Source organism: Citrobacter sp. Cpo074, assembly GCF_030332745.1.
Taxonomy (GTDB): Bacteria; Pseudomonadota; Gammaproteobacteria; order Enterobacterales; family Enterobacteriaceae; genus Citrobacter; species Citrobacter portucalensis.
On record NZ_JAOWHG010000027.1, the window covers coordinates 944714 to 960013 of the forward strand.

18 protein-coding genes and 1 tRNA gene are annotated in these 15300 nt (G+C 50.1%); 10 read left to right on the plus strand and 9 right to left on the minus strand.

The window, feature by feature from the left end:
- Positions 1–108: 108 nt before the first annotated feature.
- From cbpA to OGX83_RS09185, 3 genes are all read left to right on the plus strand, one after another.
- Positions 109–1029, plus strand: coding sequence for a curved DNA-binding protein (gene cbpA, locus OGX83_RS09175; RefSeq protein WP_008784311.1), 921 nt, complete (start codon positions 109–111; stop codon positions 1027–1029).
- Positions 1029–1322, plus strand: coding sequence for a chaperone modulator CbpM (cbpM, locus tag OGX83_RS09180; protein ID WP_186413535.1), 294 nt, complete (start codon positions 1029–1031; stop codon positions 1320–1322). The genes cbpA and cbpM overlap by 1 nt, the downstream gene beginning before the upstream one ends.
- Before the next feature lie 121 nt (positions 1323–1443).
- On the plus strand, positions 1444–2130 hold the full coding sequence (locus OGX83_RS09185) for a Crp/Fnr family transcriptional regulator (protein ID WP_003832031.1): 687 nt from the start codon (positions 1444–1446) through the stop codon (positions 2128–2130).
- Between the two features lie 47 nt (positions 2131–2177).
- Here the strand turns inward: OGX83_RS09185 and OGX83_RS09190 are convergent, their stop codons facing one another.
- From OGX83_RS09190 to OGX83_RS09215, 6 genes are all read right to left on the minus strand, one after another.
- Positions 2178–3014: a nucleoside-specific channel-forming Tsx family protein gene (locus OGX83_RS09190; RefSeq protein WP_008784309.1), complete on the minus strand. Its 837-nt coding sequence runs from the start codon at positions 3012–3014 to the stop codon at positions 2178–2180.
- Between the two features lie 96 nt (positions 3015–3110).
- Entirely contained in the window at positions 3111–4265 is a 1155-nt protein-coding gene (gene tsgA, locus OGX83_RS09195; RefSeq protein ID WP_286587843.1) for an MFS transporter TsgA, read from the minus strand.
- Positions 4266–4303: 38 nt separating this feature from the next.
- The gene (gene deoD, locus OGX83_RS09200) at positions 4304–5011 is read right to left on the minus strand and encodes a purine-nucleoside phosphorylase (protein WP_032942921.1); all 708 of its coding nucleotides are present in this window, start codon (positions 5009–5011) and stop codon (positions 4304–4306) included.
- 162 nt (positions 5012–5173) lie between these two features.
- Positions 5174–5533, minus strand: a complete 360-nt coding sequence (locus OGX83_RS09205; protein WP_286587845.1) for a YcgJ family protein — start codon at positions 5531–5533, stop codon at positions 5174–5176.
- 78 nt (positions 5534–5611) lie between these two features.
- Positions 5612–5699: transfer RNA gene (locus tag OGX83_RS09210), tRNA-Ser, on the minus strand.
- Positions 5700–5841: 142 nt separating this feature from the next.
- Entirely contained in the window at positions 5842–7470 is a 1629-nt protein-coding gene (locus OGX83_RS09215) for an ABC transporter substrate-binding protein (RefSeq protein WP_286587847.1), read from the minus strand.
- Positions 7471–7740: 270 nt separating this feature from the next.
- On the opposite strand from OGX83_RS09215, the gene yccA reads away from it, so the two are divergent.
- Positions 7741–8400 carry an FtsH protease modulator YccA gene (yccA, locus tag OGX83_RS09220; RefSeq protein WP_008784297.1) on the plus strand — a complete coding sequence of 220 codons (660 nt, stop codon included), beginning with the start codon at positions 7741–7743 and terminating at the stop codon, positions 8398–8400.
- 88 nt (positions 8401–8488) lie between these two features.
- Positions 8489–8818, plus strand: a complete 330-nt coding sequence (gene tusE, locus OGX83_RS09225; protein ID WP_286587849.1) for a sulfurtransferase TusE — start codon at positions 8489–8491, stop codon at positions 8816–8818.
- Here tusE and yccX read toward each other — a convergent pair.
- Positions 8815–9096 carry an acylphosphatase gene (yccX, locus tag OGX83_RS09230; RefSeq protein WP_020996508.1) on the minus strand — a complete coding sequence of 94 codons (282 nt, stop codon included), beginning with the start codon at positions 9094–9096 and terminating at the stop codon, positions 8815–8817. The genes tusE and yccX overlap by 4 nt on opposite strands.
- 94 nt (positions 9097–9190) lie before the next feature.
- Between yccX and rlmI the strand changes: the two genes are divergently transcribed.
- Both rlmI and hspQ read left to right on the plus strand, forming a co-directional pair.
- Positions 9191–10381, plus strand: coding sequence for a 23S rRNA (cytosine(1962)-C(5))-methyltransferase RlmI (rlmI, locus tag OGX83_RS09235; protein WP_008784294.1), 1191 nt, complete (start codon positions 9191–9193; stop codon positions 10379–10381).
- Between the two features lie 57 nt (positions 10382–10438).
- Positions 10439–10756: a heat shock protein HspQ gene (gene hspQ, locus OGX83_RS09240; protein WP_003035905.1), complete on the plus strand. Its 318-nt coding sequence runs from the start codon at positions 10439–10441 to the stop codon at positions 10754–10756.
- A 67-nt stretch (positions 10757–10823) separates the two neighbouring features.
- Here the strand turns inward: hspQ and OGX83_RS09245 are convergent, their stop codons facing one another.
- Entirely contained in the window at positions 10824–11237 is a 414-nt protein-coding gene (locus tag OGX83_RS09245) for a CoA-binding protein (protein ID WP_071444980.1), read from the minus strand.
- A 172-nt stretch (positions 11238–11409) separates the two neighbouring features.
- Between OGX83_RS09245 and csgI the strand changes: the two genes are divergently transcribed.
- Positions 11410–12072, plus strand: coding sequence for a curli synthesis inhibitor (gene csgI, locus OGX83_RS09250; protein ID WP_071444981.1), 663 nt, complete (start codon positions 11410–11412; stop codon positions 12070–12072).
- A gap of 93 nt (positions 12073–12165) precedes the next feature.
- Positions 12166–12624, plus strand: a complete 459-nt coding sequence (gene mgsA, locus OGX83_RS09255; protein WP_003035897.1) for a methylglyoxal synthase — start codon at positions 12166–12168, stop codon at positions 12622–12624.
- Positions 12625–12656: 32 nt separating this feature from the next.
- Here the strand turns inward: mgsA and helD are convergent, their stop codons facing one another.
- Positions 12657–14711 carry a DNA helicase IV gene (gene helD / locus OGX83_RS09260; RefSeq protein ID WP_286587852.1) on the minus strand — a complete coding sequence of 685 codons (2055 nt, stop codon included), beginning with the start codon at positions 14709–14711 and terminating at the stop codon, positions 12657–12659.
- A gap of 125 nt (positions 14712–14836) precedes the next feature.
- Here helD and OGX83_RS09265 point away from each other — a divergent pair, with 125 nt between their 5' ends.
- Positions 14837–15283 carry a YccF domain-containing protein gene (locus tag OGX83_RS09265; protein ID WP_003831998.1) on the plus strand — a complete coding sequence of 149 codons (447 nt, stop codon included), beginning with the start codon at positions 14837–14839 and terminating at the stop codon, positions 15281–15283.
- Positions 15284–15300: the final 17 nt, after the last annotated feature.

Genomic DNA, 15300 nt, shown 5'->3' on the forward strand with positions numbered 1-15300 from the left:
TCCCTTCCCGGTTGGCATTCGCCGTTATCAGGATTACCCTAAACTTAGCGGTGATACCTGTTGTCAGGGTTCACCTTCTGCAAGTGTTGATTTACACGAGAGAACGCTATGGAATTAAAGGATTATTACGCCATTATGGGCGTGAAACCGACAGACGATCTCAAGACAATCAAGACCGCCTATCGTCGACTCGCCCGTAAATATCATCCTGATGTCAGCAAAGAGACTGACGCAGAGGCCCGGTTTAAAGAGGTTGCAGAAGCCTGGGAAGTATTGAGTGATGAGCAGCGACGCGCCGAGTACGACCAGCTGTGGCAGCACCGCAACGACCCACAGTTCAGTCGTCAATTCCAGCAAGGAGAGAATCAAAGCTACAGCGCCGAAGATTTCGACGATATCTTCTCCTCCATTTTTGGTCAGCGTGCGCACCAGTCGCGCCAGCGCCCTGCCAGCCGCGGGCACGACATTGAAATTGAAGTTGCCGTATTCCTCGAAGAAACGCTTACTGAGCATAGCCGCACTATCAGTTACAACCTGCCAGTCTATAATGCGTTTGGCATGGTAGAACGAGAAATTCCTAAAACGCTGAATGTGAAAATTCCGGCTGGCGTCGGTAACGGTCAGCGTATCCGTCTGAAAGGCCAGGGAACCCCCGGCGAAAACGGTGGGCCGAACGGTGATTTGTGGCTGGTGATTCATATTGCGCCGCATCCGCTGTTCGATATTGTTAATCAGGATCTGGAGGTTGTCGTTCCCCTCGCGCCGTGGGAAGCTGCGCTGGGTGCGAAAGTAACCGTTCCGACGCTGAAAGAGAGCATCCTGCTGACCATTCCTGCAGGCAGTCAGGCCGGTCAGCGGCTACGCATTAAGGGCAAGGGTCTGGTAAGTAAAAAACATACCGGCGATTTGTATGCGGTGATAAAGATCGTCATGCCACCGAAACCTGACGACGCCAGTGCCACCCTGTGGCAACAACTGGCGGATGCACAAAAGACCTTTGATCCGCGCAAAGAGTGGGGGAAAGCATAATGGCTAACGTTACCGTCACTTTTACCATTACCGAATTTTGTCTGTACACCGGTGTGTCAGAAGAAGAACTGCATGAGATTGTCGGCTTAGGGGTGATAGAACCCCATGAAGACGATACGTTTGACGATCATGCGCTGACAGTAATGCGTCGCGCGGTGCGTCTGCGTCAGGAGCTGGAACTTGACTGGCCAGGGATTGCCGTTGCGCTGACGTTGCTGGAGGAGAACGCTCAGTTACGCCAGGAAAACCGCCTGCTGCGCCAGCGCCTGTCTCGCTTTATCAGCCATCCTTAGTATGTCAGGACCAGCATGGTGCTGGTCCTTTTATTATCCGCCCCGCGCTCTTAATGACATTGCCCAGCAGATGACATACAGTCTGAGATGAGAATTATCTTAAACAATAAGACGTTGAGTCATGCAGCTTAAACCCCTCACGAAAGGTCGTTTTCACAACATCTGGCAGCAGGATGATGCCTTGATTGAGAAGATATTTCAGGAACTGCTCTCTGAAACGCAGATTATCCAGGAAGATGAGTATCTATACCGCCAGGGACAGGTTGTCGATCGACTGATCATGGTGCAATCCGGAAGAATTTCACTGCGTTACAGCGCGGAGAATGGTCGCCGATTCCAGTTGGGCGCCATGGAATGCGACGAGCAGCTGTTTGGTGAAATGGAGTTTTTTACCGGGTATCGCTGCCAGCTTGATATCGTCGCGGAAGAACCACTGACCGTAGCGGTGTGCAGCTGTGACCGTCTGGAAGAAGCGCTAAATCAGCACCCCAGACTGGCGATATTTTTTGCCAGTGCAATGGCGATTGATTATCAGGATATGCTGGAAATCTTCCTGCACCGGATGCTCTACCCTATCGTACATAACGTGGCGTATGACCTGTATCGCCAGCATCAGAACAAGCAGCCGATGGATGGTTTCCATAAAAAATACCAGGAAGCTGAGCGATTCGGTACTACCGACCGGGTCTATCGGCGGGCGGTTAAAGCGCTGACGGATGCCGGGCTGGTAACGCGAACGAAGCAAGGACTGGAAATTAAGGATCTGGATGGGCTGCGTAAATTTCTCGGCAATGACATCATTGATTGACACACCAACGCTCGTTAACAGAGCATCGGTGTGTCATTTTGGCGCAATCAGAACTTATAGGTGAGGCTGAAATAGTGACCGAGCCCGGTGGTACGCCCTGCTCCGCCGTGGTTTTCCATCAATGCCATGTTACGGAAATACTTCAGGCCATAACCGACTGCATAATGCTCTGAATGCCAGTAGATACCGTTATACCATTCAATCGCGTTATTGCTGTATAACGGTTGATTAGCAATCTTATTCGCGGCGAACTGGTAGTCAAAGTACCCCTGATAGTTCAGATAACTGCCGTTGGCAAAGGTATAGAATGGCGTCGACCAGTTAGTCGAGAACATATAGCCATCCCACTTTCCTTCGTTATCCGCACCGTAGTTTTCACGAACATAATGCGCATAGATGTTCATTCCCACCAGACCAAACCACGGGACCTTCACATCTGTACCCAGGCCAACGTAATGTTCAAATAATTCCCGGTCGCCAATGTTATTTACCGTTGCAATATAGAATTCGTTAAACGGCCCAACGGATAAATCTTTATTAAAAATGGCGTCCAGGGAAAAACGCGGAGATATCTTGGCAAAGAAGTTATCACCGCCGTGACGATCGTCCTGCTCGCGATCCAAAATATCAAAAAAATCCACATAACCGTACAGATCGATAATGCCAGAGCGTGCACCAAACTCCAGTTCCAGATAGGTGTCATTGCGAATACCATATGGCACTTTCGCGTCCACACTTTGCATTAAGTTCATCTGCATCCAGTTAAAATCATTTTTACGGATGTTGCCATCAGTATAGTCAGCCGCGAATGCTTGCATACAGCTCATTGCCACTACTGCACCCAGGATTGTTTTTTTAATCATTAACTTATTGTTCTTCAGCATTTTTCAATTCCTTTGAGTAAGGTTGAGTATCGCCCCACCATATAAATGGTGTGGCGACTGGCTATTTAATTAAAGAGGTAAGTGTTATCAGTGCTTTTAATTACGTTTGAGTTTTAATGTCACCATCAACATGACAAAGATAATTAAATACAACACCGGTATCGCGTACATAATTTTCTGCAACCCCATTGTTTTTTCCATGAGCGCGCTGATCGCCGGACTAAACATGGCCCCGGCACTGCCGCTAATTAAAATATAAGAAACGTTCTGACTGCTCGCACGCTTCACGAAAGAAACACCGTAGGCAATAAATGAGTTATACAGCGCAGCACAGACAAACCCGTAACTGTAGGCCAGATAATCAAGCCCGGAGATATTATCCTTCGTGACGATAATTGTGGTAATAATGCTAGCCAGCAGAATAATACTTAGCAGGAAATAATGTATCTTCACCCGAGAAACAATGACGGTTGATACTAATGCCCCGACCAGCGCAGCGCCCCAGTATTGCGTAATAATATTTCCTGCTTCTTCAAAGGGAATGCCAAATTTGTTCTTCACAAATAATGGTGCCCAGGTCAGGAAGGTGTACAGCGCCAGCATACCTAAGAACAGGCCAATGCCTCCGCTGATGATCCCTGAATTCCACTCCGATTTTACCTTATCTGTCCGATCTGCCGTGGGCGCCGTCTCGCAGGCAGTAAAGCGGGTGAGCGCCACAACGCCCAGCGTGAGTAAGGCCACCATACCCACGCTCAGATAGCTGTAACTCCACGACATATTGTGCGTCAGGGCGAAGGTCGTGATCAGCGGAAAAACCACGCCCGCAACGTTGAAAGTGGCGTCCTGCACCACCAGCATCGTACTTTGAATACGATCCTGCCAGACCGATACCACAATCGTTCCCGCCACGCACAGACCGATCCCACCGCAAAAACCCACCAGGGTCATGGCGACCATCACAGGCCATAAGCCAGGGCTTAAATGCATTACCAGAGCGCAAAGGAACACTATCGAATAGATAATGAGCGTCATACGCTTCACACCGATTTTCTCAATCAGGAAAAAGGCGGCGATAGTGCCGGCTAATGCTCCACCATTGAGCAACGAAAATATCGAAGCAACGGTATTCACATCGGCACCGTAGCGTACTGCAATCGGTTCGATTAGCATACCGAACTGACTGGCAAACCCTGCCATAATAAAATTTGCCAGAAAACTAATCAGCGTAAGTGCTATTTTATTCTTCATATAATGCCATCTCTGATTCGTTCAATTAAAAGCCGGAACTAAGCGGTAACAGCAGTATTTAGCGCCAGCTCAATCATGTTGTTAAAGGTCAATTGTCGTTCTTCTGCGGTTGTTTCTTCACCTGTCAGGCAATGATCGGAGACAGTTAAAATAGCCAGCGCTTCAATATTAAACTGATGCGCTAAAGCGTATAAGCCTGCTACTTCCATATCCACACCGAGCACACCGAATTTTTCCAGTGCCGGTATTAAATTTTCGTCAGGATCGTAATAAAGATCGCCGCTGAAAACATTGCCGACTTTAATATCGATACCGGCCTTCTGTGCCAGCGTCCACGCCTGCTGCAATAATGGGAAATAGGCGGATGTTGCCATCGCATAGCCTGCGCTACGTTTTAAATTTGTGACTGAATCCGTTCCGGCGGCGACGGCCAGGATAATATCGCGCATTTTGACATGATGTTGTGTTGCCCCTAAACTGCCGACGCGAATAATTCTTTGCACACCAAAATCATGTACCAGTTCATGGGCATAAAGCGTCATTGAAGGAATGCCCATTCCATGTCCCATCACCGAAACAGGTTGCCCAAAATATAAACCGGTATAACCCAGCATATTACGTACATTGGTGACTTCGCGGTAATCCATTAGATAATTTTCGGCAATAAATTTAGCGCGGAGCGGATCGCCCGGCATAATAACGGTTGGCGCGAAATCACCTGGCTTGGCATTAATATGTGCAGTCATAACAATTCCTGAATTATGGGTATTGAAGATATGCAGGGATTGTAACCAGACGTTTGTGAGGTGATTGAGGACAAAAGTCCTGCTCAGAGGATCGGCCTCTCATTTTTGAGAGTTAGTGGTGTAGTGCCCCCGCAATACAGGCTGGGGACACGTCAGAGATTGTCAGGGCTTGTCGACCTTTCCGAACAGTAACGCGGTGTAATGGGTGTTTATTTTACCGCTGCGCTTACCGTCGGTGCCGAAATAGCGGTCATCCCGACACAAACGTTCGTTGGTATCGCAAAACAGGCCACCGCGGAATGTAAAAGCCGAGGTATCGAACTGTCCGGCAGCTGCCAGTTTTTCGCCCTGCTGCTTGCCAAGATATTTCGTGGTCAACGCCACCGACAAACCGTGTTCATCGGCACAGATGGTTTTATCGCACAATACGCCCGGCGCTGGAGTGTTTAGCCCAGTCGTTGCTGCGTACGCCGACAATGACAGAATGCTTAGCGCCAGCAAGGTGCCAACTTTTATCATCATAATCTCCTTATATCAGCTGACTTGCGCCAAAAGTATAAAGCAAAAAGGGGTTACCTTTCGGTAACCCCTCTTCATGTTTGGCGGAAGCGTAGAGATTCGAACTCTAGAACCCTTTCGGGTCGCCGGTTTTCAAGACCGGTGCCTTCAACCGCTCGGCCACGCTTCCAATGAGGCGCACTATAAACATCCCGAACGGACCTGTAAAGCATCAATGTGTTCGTTTGCCTGAAAAACAGCCAAAATGTTGTTAATCGACTGAAATAACAACAAATTGACCATTTATTCAGCACGAATACCGGCTATAGCGCTTAATGTTTTTTGATGTACATATCTTTGGTGTAGTAATTTCCCCGGTTATCCGGCGCAAATCCCCCCACCCACGGCTTCACCAGATGCGTGCGGACATAGTGGTAAACCGGAATCGCGGGCACATCCTCACCTAAAAGGTCTTCAGCCTGCTGATAGTATTTGCCGCGTTCTTCCAGTGAACTTGCTTTTGCCGCATTACGCATCGCTTCATCAAAGGCGGGGTTACTGTACTTGGTGGTGTTCTCGCTATCACCGGTCCGGAAGATATTGAGGAAACTTGAGGCATCATCATAGTCGGCTATCCACGCATAGCGCACGACGTCAAAATTACCGGTGTGCATAGTGTCCAGCATGGTTTTCCATTCCTGGTTTTGCAGCTTCGCCTCGACGCCAAGGTTTTTCTTCCACATCGACGATGCGGCAATCGCAATACGCTGGTGCGTTTCGAAGGTGTTGTAGAGCAGATTCAAGCTAAGCGGATGCTCAGGACCAAAACCGGCTTCAGCCAGCAGTTTTTTGGCTTCAGCAATACGTTTTTCGAGCGGCCATGACGCATACTCCGGCGCATGCAGTTTCACCCCACCTATTTCCGGCTGGCTGATAACCCACGCTGCTCGCTGCCCCTGCCCCATCACCTTTTGCGCAATAATGTCTTTATCCAACGCCATATTCAGCGCCCGGCGCACGCGCGGATCATTAAACGGCGCGCGGGTTGTATTGAACTGATAGTAATACGTTGAAAGCTGAGGCGAGACATGCAGTTCATCCCCCATCGTTTTTTTCAGTTGCGCGAACTGATTAACCGGTACGCTATACACTATGTCGATTTCACCGGCCTTATAGCGATTTACGTCAGCCGACTCTGAGCTAATGGGCAAATAAGTAACTTTATTAATAACCGTATGCCGATCGTCCCAGTAATGTGGATTACGCTCGGCAACGATGCGCTCATTAACCACCCACTGCGATAATTTGTACGGTCCGCTGCTGACAAAATGCTCTGGCCGGGTCCACTTATCGCCAAAACGACCTATCAGCACTTTATCCAGCGGGACCAGAGATGGATGAGCCAGCATCGCCAGAAACGCCGCAGTCGGTTGCGTCAGGGTAATTTCCAGGGTGGTATCATCCAGGGCTTTGACTCCCAGCGTGGCGGGATCTTTTTTCCCTTGGGCAATATCAACCGCGTTCGCAACGTGCATGTTGCCCAGATACGAAGCATAAGGTGAAGCCGTTTGCGGCGAAACCAGACGCTGCCAGCTCCAGACGACATTCTGTGCGGTAATAGCAGATCCATCTGACCAGGTTATGCCCGGGCGTAAATGGAAGGTCCAGACAGTGTTGCCTTTATTCTCCCAGGACGAGGCTAGACGGGGTTCGATAGACCCATCCTGCTTGACAGCAACCAGACCGTCGAACATATCGCTGATTAAATTAAACTCAACGTTGCTTTCAACTTTATGCGGATCCAACGATGCCGGCTCACTGCCGTTGTTTCTGACCAGCTCCTGTTTTTCTGCAAGTAGTGTTCCTGCGGGAACATTTGCCGCCCTCGCCGCGCCGTTTATAGACATCAAACAGACAGCCAACAGCGTAAACGTCAATATCTTCGATTTATGTTGAATCATTCCCTTTACCTTATTGCTCTGTTTTATGTAGACACCGATGTCACTGTCAGAGAGATTCAGGAATAACGCAATATTTTTCAGTTACCTGGTAGATAGCGATCTGACATTTTTGCACATACAGTGCTAACATCTAGTTCGGGAACTTTTGTTGAAATAATATGCTTAAGTCTGGCGGGCTAAAATGCGTAAAGATGGGTAAAACCGCTGTGTCATTCCCCTTGATTTCATTATCCTCCATCATTAATTACATCTGTCATAAGAGAGTGACTCATGGATCGTATTATTAGTTCTTCGCGCGAGCGTACATCGCTACTCAGCACGCATAAGGTGCTGCGCAATACCTATTTCCTGCTCAGCCTGACGCTGGCGTTTTCAGCGATCACCGCAACCGCCAGTACCGTACTGATGTTACCTTCTCCGGGACTTATCCTGACGCTGGTGGGTATGTATGGTCTGATGTTCCTGACCTATAAAACGGCAGATAAACCGGTTGGTATTTTGTCAGCGTTCGCCTTCACTGGCTTCCTGGGCTACATCTTGGGACCGATGCTGAATACATACCTGTCCGCAGGCATGGGTGATGTTATCGCCATGGCGCTGGGCGGTACGGCGCTGGTCTTCTTCAGCTGCTCAGCCTATGTGCTGACCACGCGTAAAGATATGTCCTTCCTCGGCGGTATGCTGATGGCGGGTGTTGTAGTGGTGTTGATTGGTATGGTTGCCAATATCTTCCTGCAACTGCCAGCATTACATCTGGCAATCAGCGCGGTGTTCATTCTGATTTCTTCAGGCGCAATCCTGTTTGAAACCAGCAATATCATCCGCGGCGGTGAAACCAACTATATTCGTGCCACCGTTAGCCTGTATGTTTCGCTGTACAACATCTTCGTCAGCCTGCTGAGTATTCTGGGCTTCGCCAGCCGCGATTAAGATGTCCACACGCATAATCCAGCCCCGCTTATGCGGGGCTTTCTTTTTTGGTAAACTGCCGCCAGTTTGACTAACGCAGTGACGAATTATGTTGATCTTTGAAGGTAAAGAAATCAGTACCGATAGCGAAGGCTATCTGAAAGATACCACGCTGTGGAGCGAGCCGCTGGCGGAGAAAATCGCCGAAAACGAAGGCATTACGCTCTCCGTGGAACACTGGGAAGTGGTGCGTTTCGTACGCGAGTTTTATCTCGAGTTTAATACCTCCCCCGCTATCCGCATGCTGGTAAAAGCGATGGCCAACAAGTTTGGCGAAGAGAAAGGCAACAGCCGTTATCTCTACCGCCTGTTCCCGAAAGGTCCGGCCAAGCAGGCGACTAAAATTGCCGGCCTGCCGAAACCGGTGAAATGTATTTAATAGCGGATACTAAATCCCTTTAACTCGTCGCCAGGACGATGGGGTTCACTGAGAACCCGGTCAACCCTGGCGCTGCTCGGCCCCCCGGCTTTCAACCACTTCATCAGTTGTTCTACCCGGTCGCTTTCACCACAGGCGACAACCTCTACGCTGCCGTCATCCATATTCTTCGCGTAGCCGGTCAACCCCAGCCGTTGTGCTTCATGCTGGGTGGTGTAGCGAAATCCTACCCCCTGAACCCGGCCATAGACCCAGGCGATTATGCAGACTTTCGACATTGCGGTTCTCCTTATCATCACAGCGCGCGTTGCAAATATGCGTAAAACTCAGGACAATGACGCCCATTTCTTTGAATTGACAGAATAGTAAATTATGAGTGTACGTTTAGTGTTAGCCAAAGGGCGCGAAAAATCATTACTGCGCCGCCATCCGTGGGTATTTTCCGGTGCTGTCGCACGTATGGAAGGTAAAGCCAACCTCGGTGAAACCATCGATATTGTTGACCATCAGGGTAAATGGTTAGCACGCGGCGCGTACTCACCCGCGTCGCAGATCCGTGCACGCGTCTGGACATTCGACAAGTCTGAGTCCATCGATATTGATTTCTTCACCCGTCGTCTGCAGCAGGCGCAGACATGGCGTGACTGGTTGGCGAAAAAAGACGGTCTGGACAGTTACCGTCTGATCGCCGGAGAATCCGATGGCCTGCCGGGCATCACCATTGACCGCTTCGGCAACTTCCTGGTGTTGCAGTTGCTCAGTGCGGGGGCTGAATACCAACGCGCCGCGCTGATTAGCGCTCTGCAAATTGTTTTCCCGGACTGCGCCATTTATGACCGTAGCGATGTGGCCGTACGTAAAAAAGAAGGTATGGAGCTGACTCAAGGGCCAGTAACGGGTGAGCTTCCGCCAGCCCTGCTGCCAATTGAAGAGCACGGAATGAAGCTGCTGGTTGATATTCAGCATGGTCACAAAACCGGCTATTACCTCGATCAACGCGACAGCCGCCTGGCCACGCGTCGTTATGTGGAAAATCAGCGTGTGCTGAACTGTTTCTCTTATACCGGCGGCTTTGCGGTCTCAGCATTAATGGGCGGATGCCGTCAGGTTGTCAGCGTTGACACATCTCAGGAAGCGCTCGATATTGCCCGCCAGAACGTAGAATTGAACAAGCTGGATCTGAGCAAAGCTGAGTTCGTGCGTGATGATGTGTTCAAACTTCTGCGTGCTTATCGCGATCGTGGTGAGAAATTCGACGTCATCGTGATGGATCCGCCGAAATTTGTCGAAAACAAAAGCCAGTTGATGGGCGCCTGCCGCGGCTATAAGGACATCAATATGCTGGCTATTCAGTTGCTCAATCCGGGCGGTGTGCTGCTGACATTTTCCTGCTCTGGGCTAATGACCACCGATTTATTTCAGAAAATCATCGCTGATGCCGCAATAGATGCTGGTCGTGATGTACAATTTATAGAGCAGTTCCGTCAGGCCGCCGATCACCCGGTGATCGCTACCTACCCGGAAGGGCTGTATCTGAAAGGGTTTGCCTGTCGCATCATGTAACTTGAAAAGTGGAATATTACCCTTACATAAAGGGTATCTATTTCCCGGGAGGTGACTATGATTGCCAGCAAATTCGGTATCGGCCAGCAGGTCCGCCATTCCCTGTTAGGTTACCTCGGAGTGGTCGTGGATATCGACCCGGAATATTCGCTTGATCAACCGTCAGCCGATGAGTTGGCGGTTAACGACGAACTTCGCGCCGCTCCCTGGTATCACGTGGTGATGGAAGACGATAATGGTCTGCCAGTGCATACGTATCTGGCCGAAGCACAGCTGAGTAGTGAGCTACAGGAAGAACATCCGGAGCAACCGTCGATGGATGAACTGGCGCGAACAATTCGAAAACAGCTTCAGGCCCCGCGCCTGCGCAATTGATGCTAACACAGGCCCGATGGCGATTCGCTAATCGGGCCTGTGCGTTTTGTTCGGCTACAGATCAGCCTTACTTCGCCAGTCCCAGCCGCGGGATCTCAATCGCCGGGCAGCGATCCATCACCACCGTCATCCCTGCATCGCGAGCCAGCACGGCTGCCTGCTCGTTAATCACGCCGAGCTGCATCCATAGGGTCTTCGCTCCGATGGCAATTGCCTCCTGAGCAACACCCCACGCCGCTTCAGAATTACGGAAGACATCTACCATATCCACTTTCTCTGGTACATCTGCCAGCGTCGCATAGCCCTGCTGCCCCAGCAGCGTTTTTCCGGCAACCTTCGGTGAAACAGGAATAACGTGATAGCCCTGATCGAGTAAATATTTCATCACCCGATAGCTTGGACGATCGGGTTTATCGCTTGCCCCCACCAGCGCAATCGTATGGGTCGTTGTCAAAATGCCAGCAATATCGGTCTCTTTCATCGTTTTCCTCCAGGCTGTTTAGCAAAGTGTACGACAAACCTGCCCCAGCAACCATTCATCCCATACTGGCGCATGAGAGCTAAACTCAAAAATATGTCTATATGTTAGTAAACATGATTATCGAAAAATTTAGATACATCTTATAGAGATATTTTCTGGACAGGAGAAACCTATGAAAGCCGGCATTGTGACAGCCTTGATTGCCCTATGTTTGCCGGTAACCGTTTTTGCTACCTCTTTACGTCTGTCTAATGATATTGACCTTCTGGTACTGGACGGAAAAAAAGTCTCCAGCTCATTACTGCGTGGTGCCGACAGTATTGAGCTGGAAAATGGTCGGCACCAGCTCGTGTTTCGCGTAGAAAAAACCATTCGCCTGTCCAGCCACGAAGAACGTCTGTATATTTCGCCTCCGTTGGTCATCAGCTTTGATACCCAACTCGTCAGTCAGGTTAATTTCCACCTCCCACGTCTGAGCAACGAGCGGGATGCAACGCATTTTGATGATGCCCCGCGAGTAGAACTGCTGGATGGGGACTCCATGCCTATACCGGTTAAGCTGGATATTCTGTCAATCACATCCACCGCAACAATCGTAGATTATGAAATGGAAACAGAGCGCTATAACAAAGCGGCTAAGCATGCGTCTTTACCGCAATTTGCCACAATGATGGCCGATGACAGTTCGCTGCTTTCCGGGGTGTCTGAACTGGATCGCGTGCCGCCTCAGTCGCAAACACTGACCGAACAGCGCTTAAAATATTGGTTTCAACAGGCTGACGCACAAACGCGAAGTAACTTCTTACAATGGGCGGAGAAACAACCCCCATCGTGACATTTATGTTCGTATACGCATTTTTTTTGTCTTTCTCTTGCAGCGTCAAGTGCTTCCAGTACTCTGTAACAAGGTTAACTTGGGAGCTGTACTATGGAATTAACGACTCGCACATTGCCAGCGCAGAAACATATTGCGTTGGTCGCACACGATCACTGCAAAAAGATGTTGATGAGCTGGGTTGAACGCCACCAGCCATTACTGGAAAAACACGTTCTGTATGCTACAGGAACAACAGGAAACTTAATTCAACGCGCGACAGGAATGGACGTCAACGCCATGCTGAGCGGCCCGATGGGGGGTGACCAGCAGGTGGGTGCGCTGATTTCAGAAGGGAAAATTGATGTGCTGATTTTCTTCTGGGATCCGCTCAACGCCGTTCCCCACGATCCTGATGTTAAAGCCCTGCTACGTCTGGCCACAGTCTGGAACATTCCAGTCGCCACCAACGTGTCAACGGCTGATTTTATTATCCAGTCGCCAAACTTCAACGACGCAACGGATATCTTGATCCCGGATTACGCCCGTTATCTGGCAGAACGCCTCAAATAAACGCTAAGCAGGCGGTAATTGCCGCCTGCTTTTCAGGGTTTCCGGGTCACCGGAACGTCTAATTGCTTAAGCTCATCAACAAAGCATGATGGCGCGTCTTTGCTAAACAGTAGCCATACCCGATGCCGCGCACGCGTTAGCGCCACATACAGCAACCGTCTCTCTTCTGCATCAGGAAAATCTTCAACAGCCGGGAGTAACGCCTCTTCCATAATCGACTCACGAGCCGGAGCCGGGAAACCGTCATTCCCTTCGTGAAGCCCCATCACAATGACGTAATCCGCCTGCTGCCCTTTGCTGGCATGAATAGTCATAAAATCCAACTGCAGCTTAGGCCAGCGGGTGGCCGCTTTGTCCAGGCTGGCAGGTTTGAGATGATGGTATCGCGCCAGCACCAGAATTCTCTCTTCGGCTTTCACAAAACCCGACAGCTTATCCAGCAACAGATCTAACTGGCTTTCGTCGAGCAACGTGACGGCTTTTTTATCACCGGTCGCCAGACTGTTCAGCGGTTTTGTGAGCTGGTGTGGGTTTTGCTGGATAAACTGGTTTGCGACTTCGCCGATACGGCTATTAAAACGGTAAGTCGTATCCAGATTACAGCTATCGCCCTCGCCGAAGTTTTGCTGGAATGCGGTTGTCAGAGAAAGCTGTGCCCCACTGAACCGGTAAATTGCCTGCCAGTCATCTCCCACGGCAAACAGCGTGGTCTGCGAGTTTTGCTTACGCAAGGCGGCTAACAGGGCGGCGCGCTGAGGGGAAATATCCTGAAATTCATCGACCAGAATATGTTTCCACGGACTGATAAACCGCCCCTTCTCCAGAATGACAATAGCCTGATGGATCAACCCGGAGAAATCGACGGCATTCTCATCCTTCAGGGCACTCTTCCAGGCCTTGAGCAGCGGCGCCATTAGCTTTATGCGTTTACTGAACAGATCACGGATCTCCTCCGGAGCATTAGCAATCATCTCCGCCTGTGCTCCGCCATGCATACGCATCAAACTAACCCAGCGATCCAACCGGGAAGCCAGACGGCGCTGTAATTTTTCGTCATCCCAGAAGTTACCTTCGGGTACAGACCACTGCATTTCTTCTTCTAACCATTGTCGCCAGCCTTTAGCCTGAGCCTTTTTCTCACTGCACTGCTGATGCCAGGTTGTTATAAAGAGTTTGTTGCGCGCGATAGCATCATTTTCAAGCTTGCTCACCGTTGGGACTTTTTTGCTGCCTTGCGAAATAATGTGCAACGCGAGTGAATGGAACGTCCGTGCGGTGACCTCATCCGTATGCAGACGCTCACGGATGCGGTCATCCATCTCCTGGGCTGCTTTGCGTCCAAACGCCAGCAACAGGATCTGTTCTGGTGCAGCTTCTCCTCGTGCAAGCAACCAACCAGCCCGGGCAACTAACACAGATGTTTTACCGCTTCCAGCACCTGCAAGTACCAACAATGATTGCTCACCATTCACCACCGCGCGCGCCTGAGCAGGGTTCAACGGCGAAGATTCAATATGCTGGAAAAACTCGGCATACTCTTCCAGCATTGCATCGGTGTACGCCTGATTGTGCTGTAAGCGACAGGCTTCAATGTCTTTCAACCATGCCTGGCATTGACGTAACGCCTCCCGGCAATTTTCAAATTCCTCCAGCCGATTAACCGGGAGCGGTAACGCGGCAAAGGCACGGCGAATCTGCTGCTGCAGCCCTGACGTTTGTTCGCGCGTCAGCCATTTACTTTCACTAGTACGCGCCGCTATCGCATCCAACTGCTGCTGTAAAACCCCCGCAGCAACGTCACTCATTTCCTGGCTCCACTGTTGCCAGAGCGCATTCAAATGATGATGGAAGCGCTGGGTTTCCGCCCACTCTGTACCGTGAAGACGAACCACCTTCTCATCCGGGAGTACAAACTCCAGCTCGCCCCATACCAGGCCGCGTTTGCAATGAATAGCCAGTAACTGATTGAAGGGAATAAGATACTCGTGACGATCGCCGGAAACTTTAATCCCGGCATTGAGAATAACGGCCCGATCGTAAGGGTGTTGTGCCAGACGTTTTCCAAGAGAAGTTGCTTTCAGTTCCATAAGACTCAAGCGGATCCACACGAAGAGGTTTGCTTATCAGTGTAACCGCCAGAGAAAACGTGCTCCAGCCCAAAAAAACGTTACAATTGCCGAATTCACAGAAAACCAGAGTTAACCGAGGGTTTATGCGTACTGTTCTGAATATTTTAAATTTTGTGCTTGGGGGGTTCGCCACCACCCTGGCCTGGTTACTGGCAACGCTGGTCAGTGTCGTGCTTATTTTTACTTTACCCTTGACCCGTTCATGTTGGGAGATAACCCGACTTTCGCTGTTTCCCTATGGTAACGAAGCGATTCATGTCGATGAACTGAATCCGGCCGGTAAAAGCGTCCTGTTAAATACCGGCGGCACCGTGCTCAATATTTTCTGGCTGATTTTCTTCGGCTGGTGGTTGTGTCTGATGCACATCATCTCTGGTATTGCCCAGTGCATAACGATTATTGGTATTCCGGTTGGCATTGCGAACTTTAAAATCGCTGCCATTGCGCTCTGGCCGGTGGGTCGCCGGGTGGTTTCAGTAGAAGTTGCCCGTGCAGCGCGTGAAGCCAATGCACGTCGTCGTTTTGAATAATCAGGACCGATGGCCTT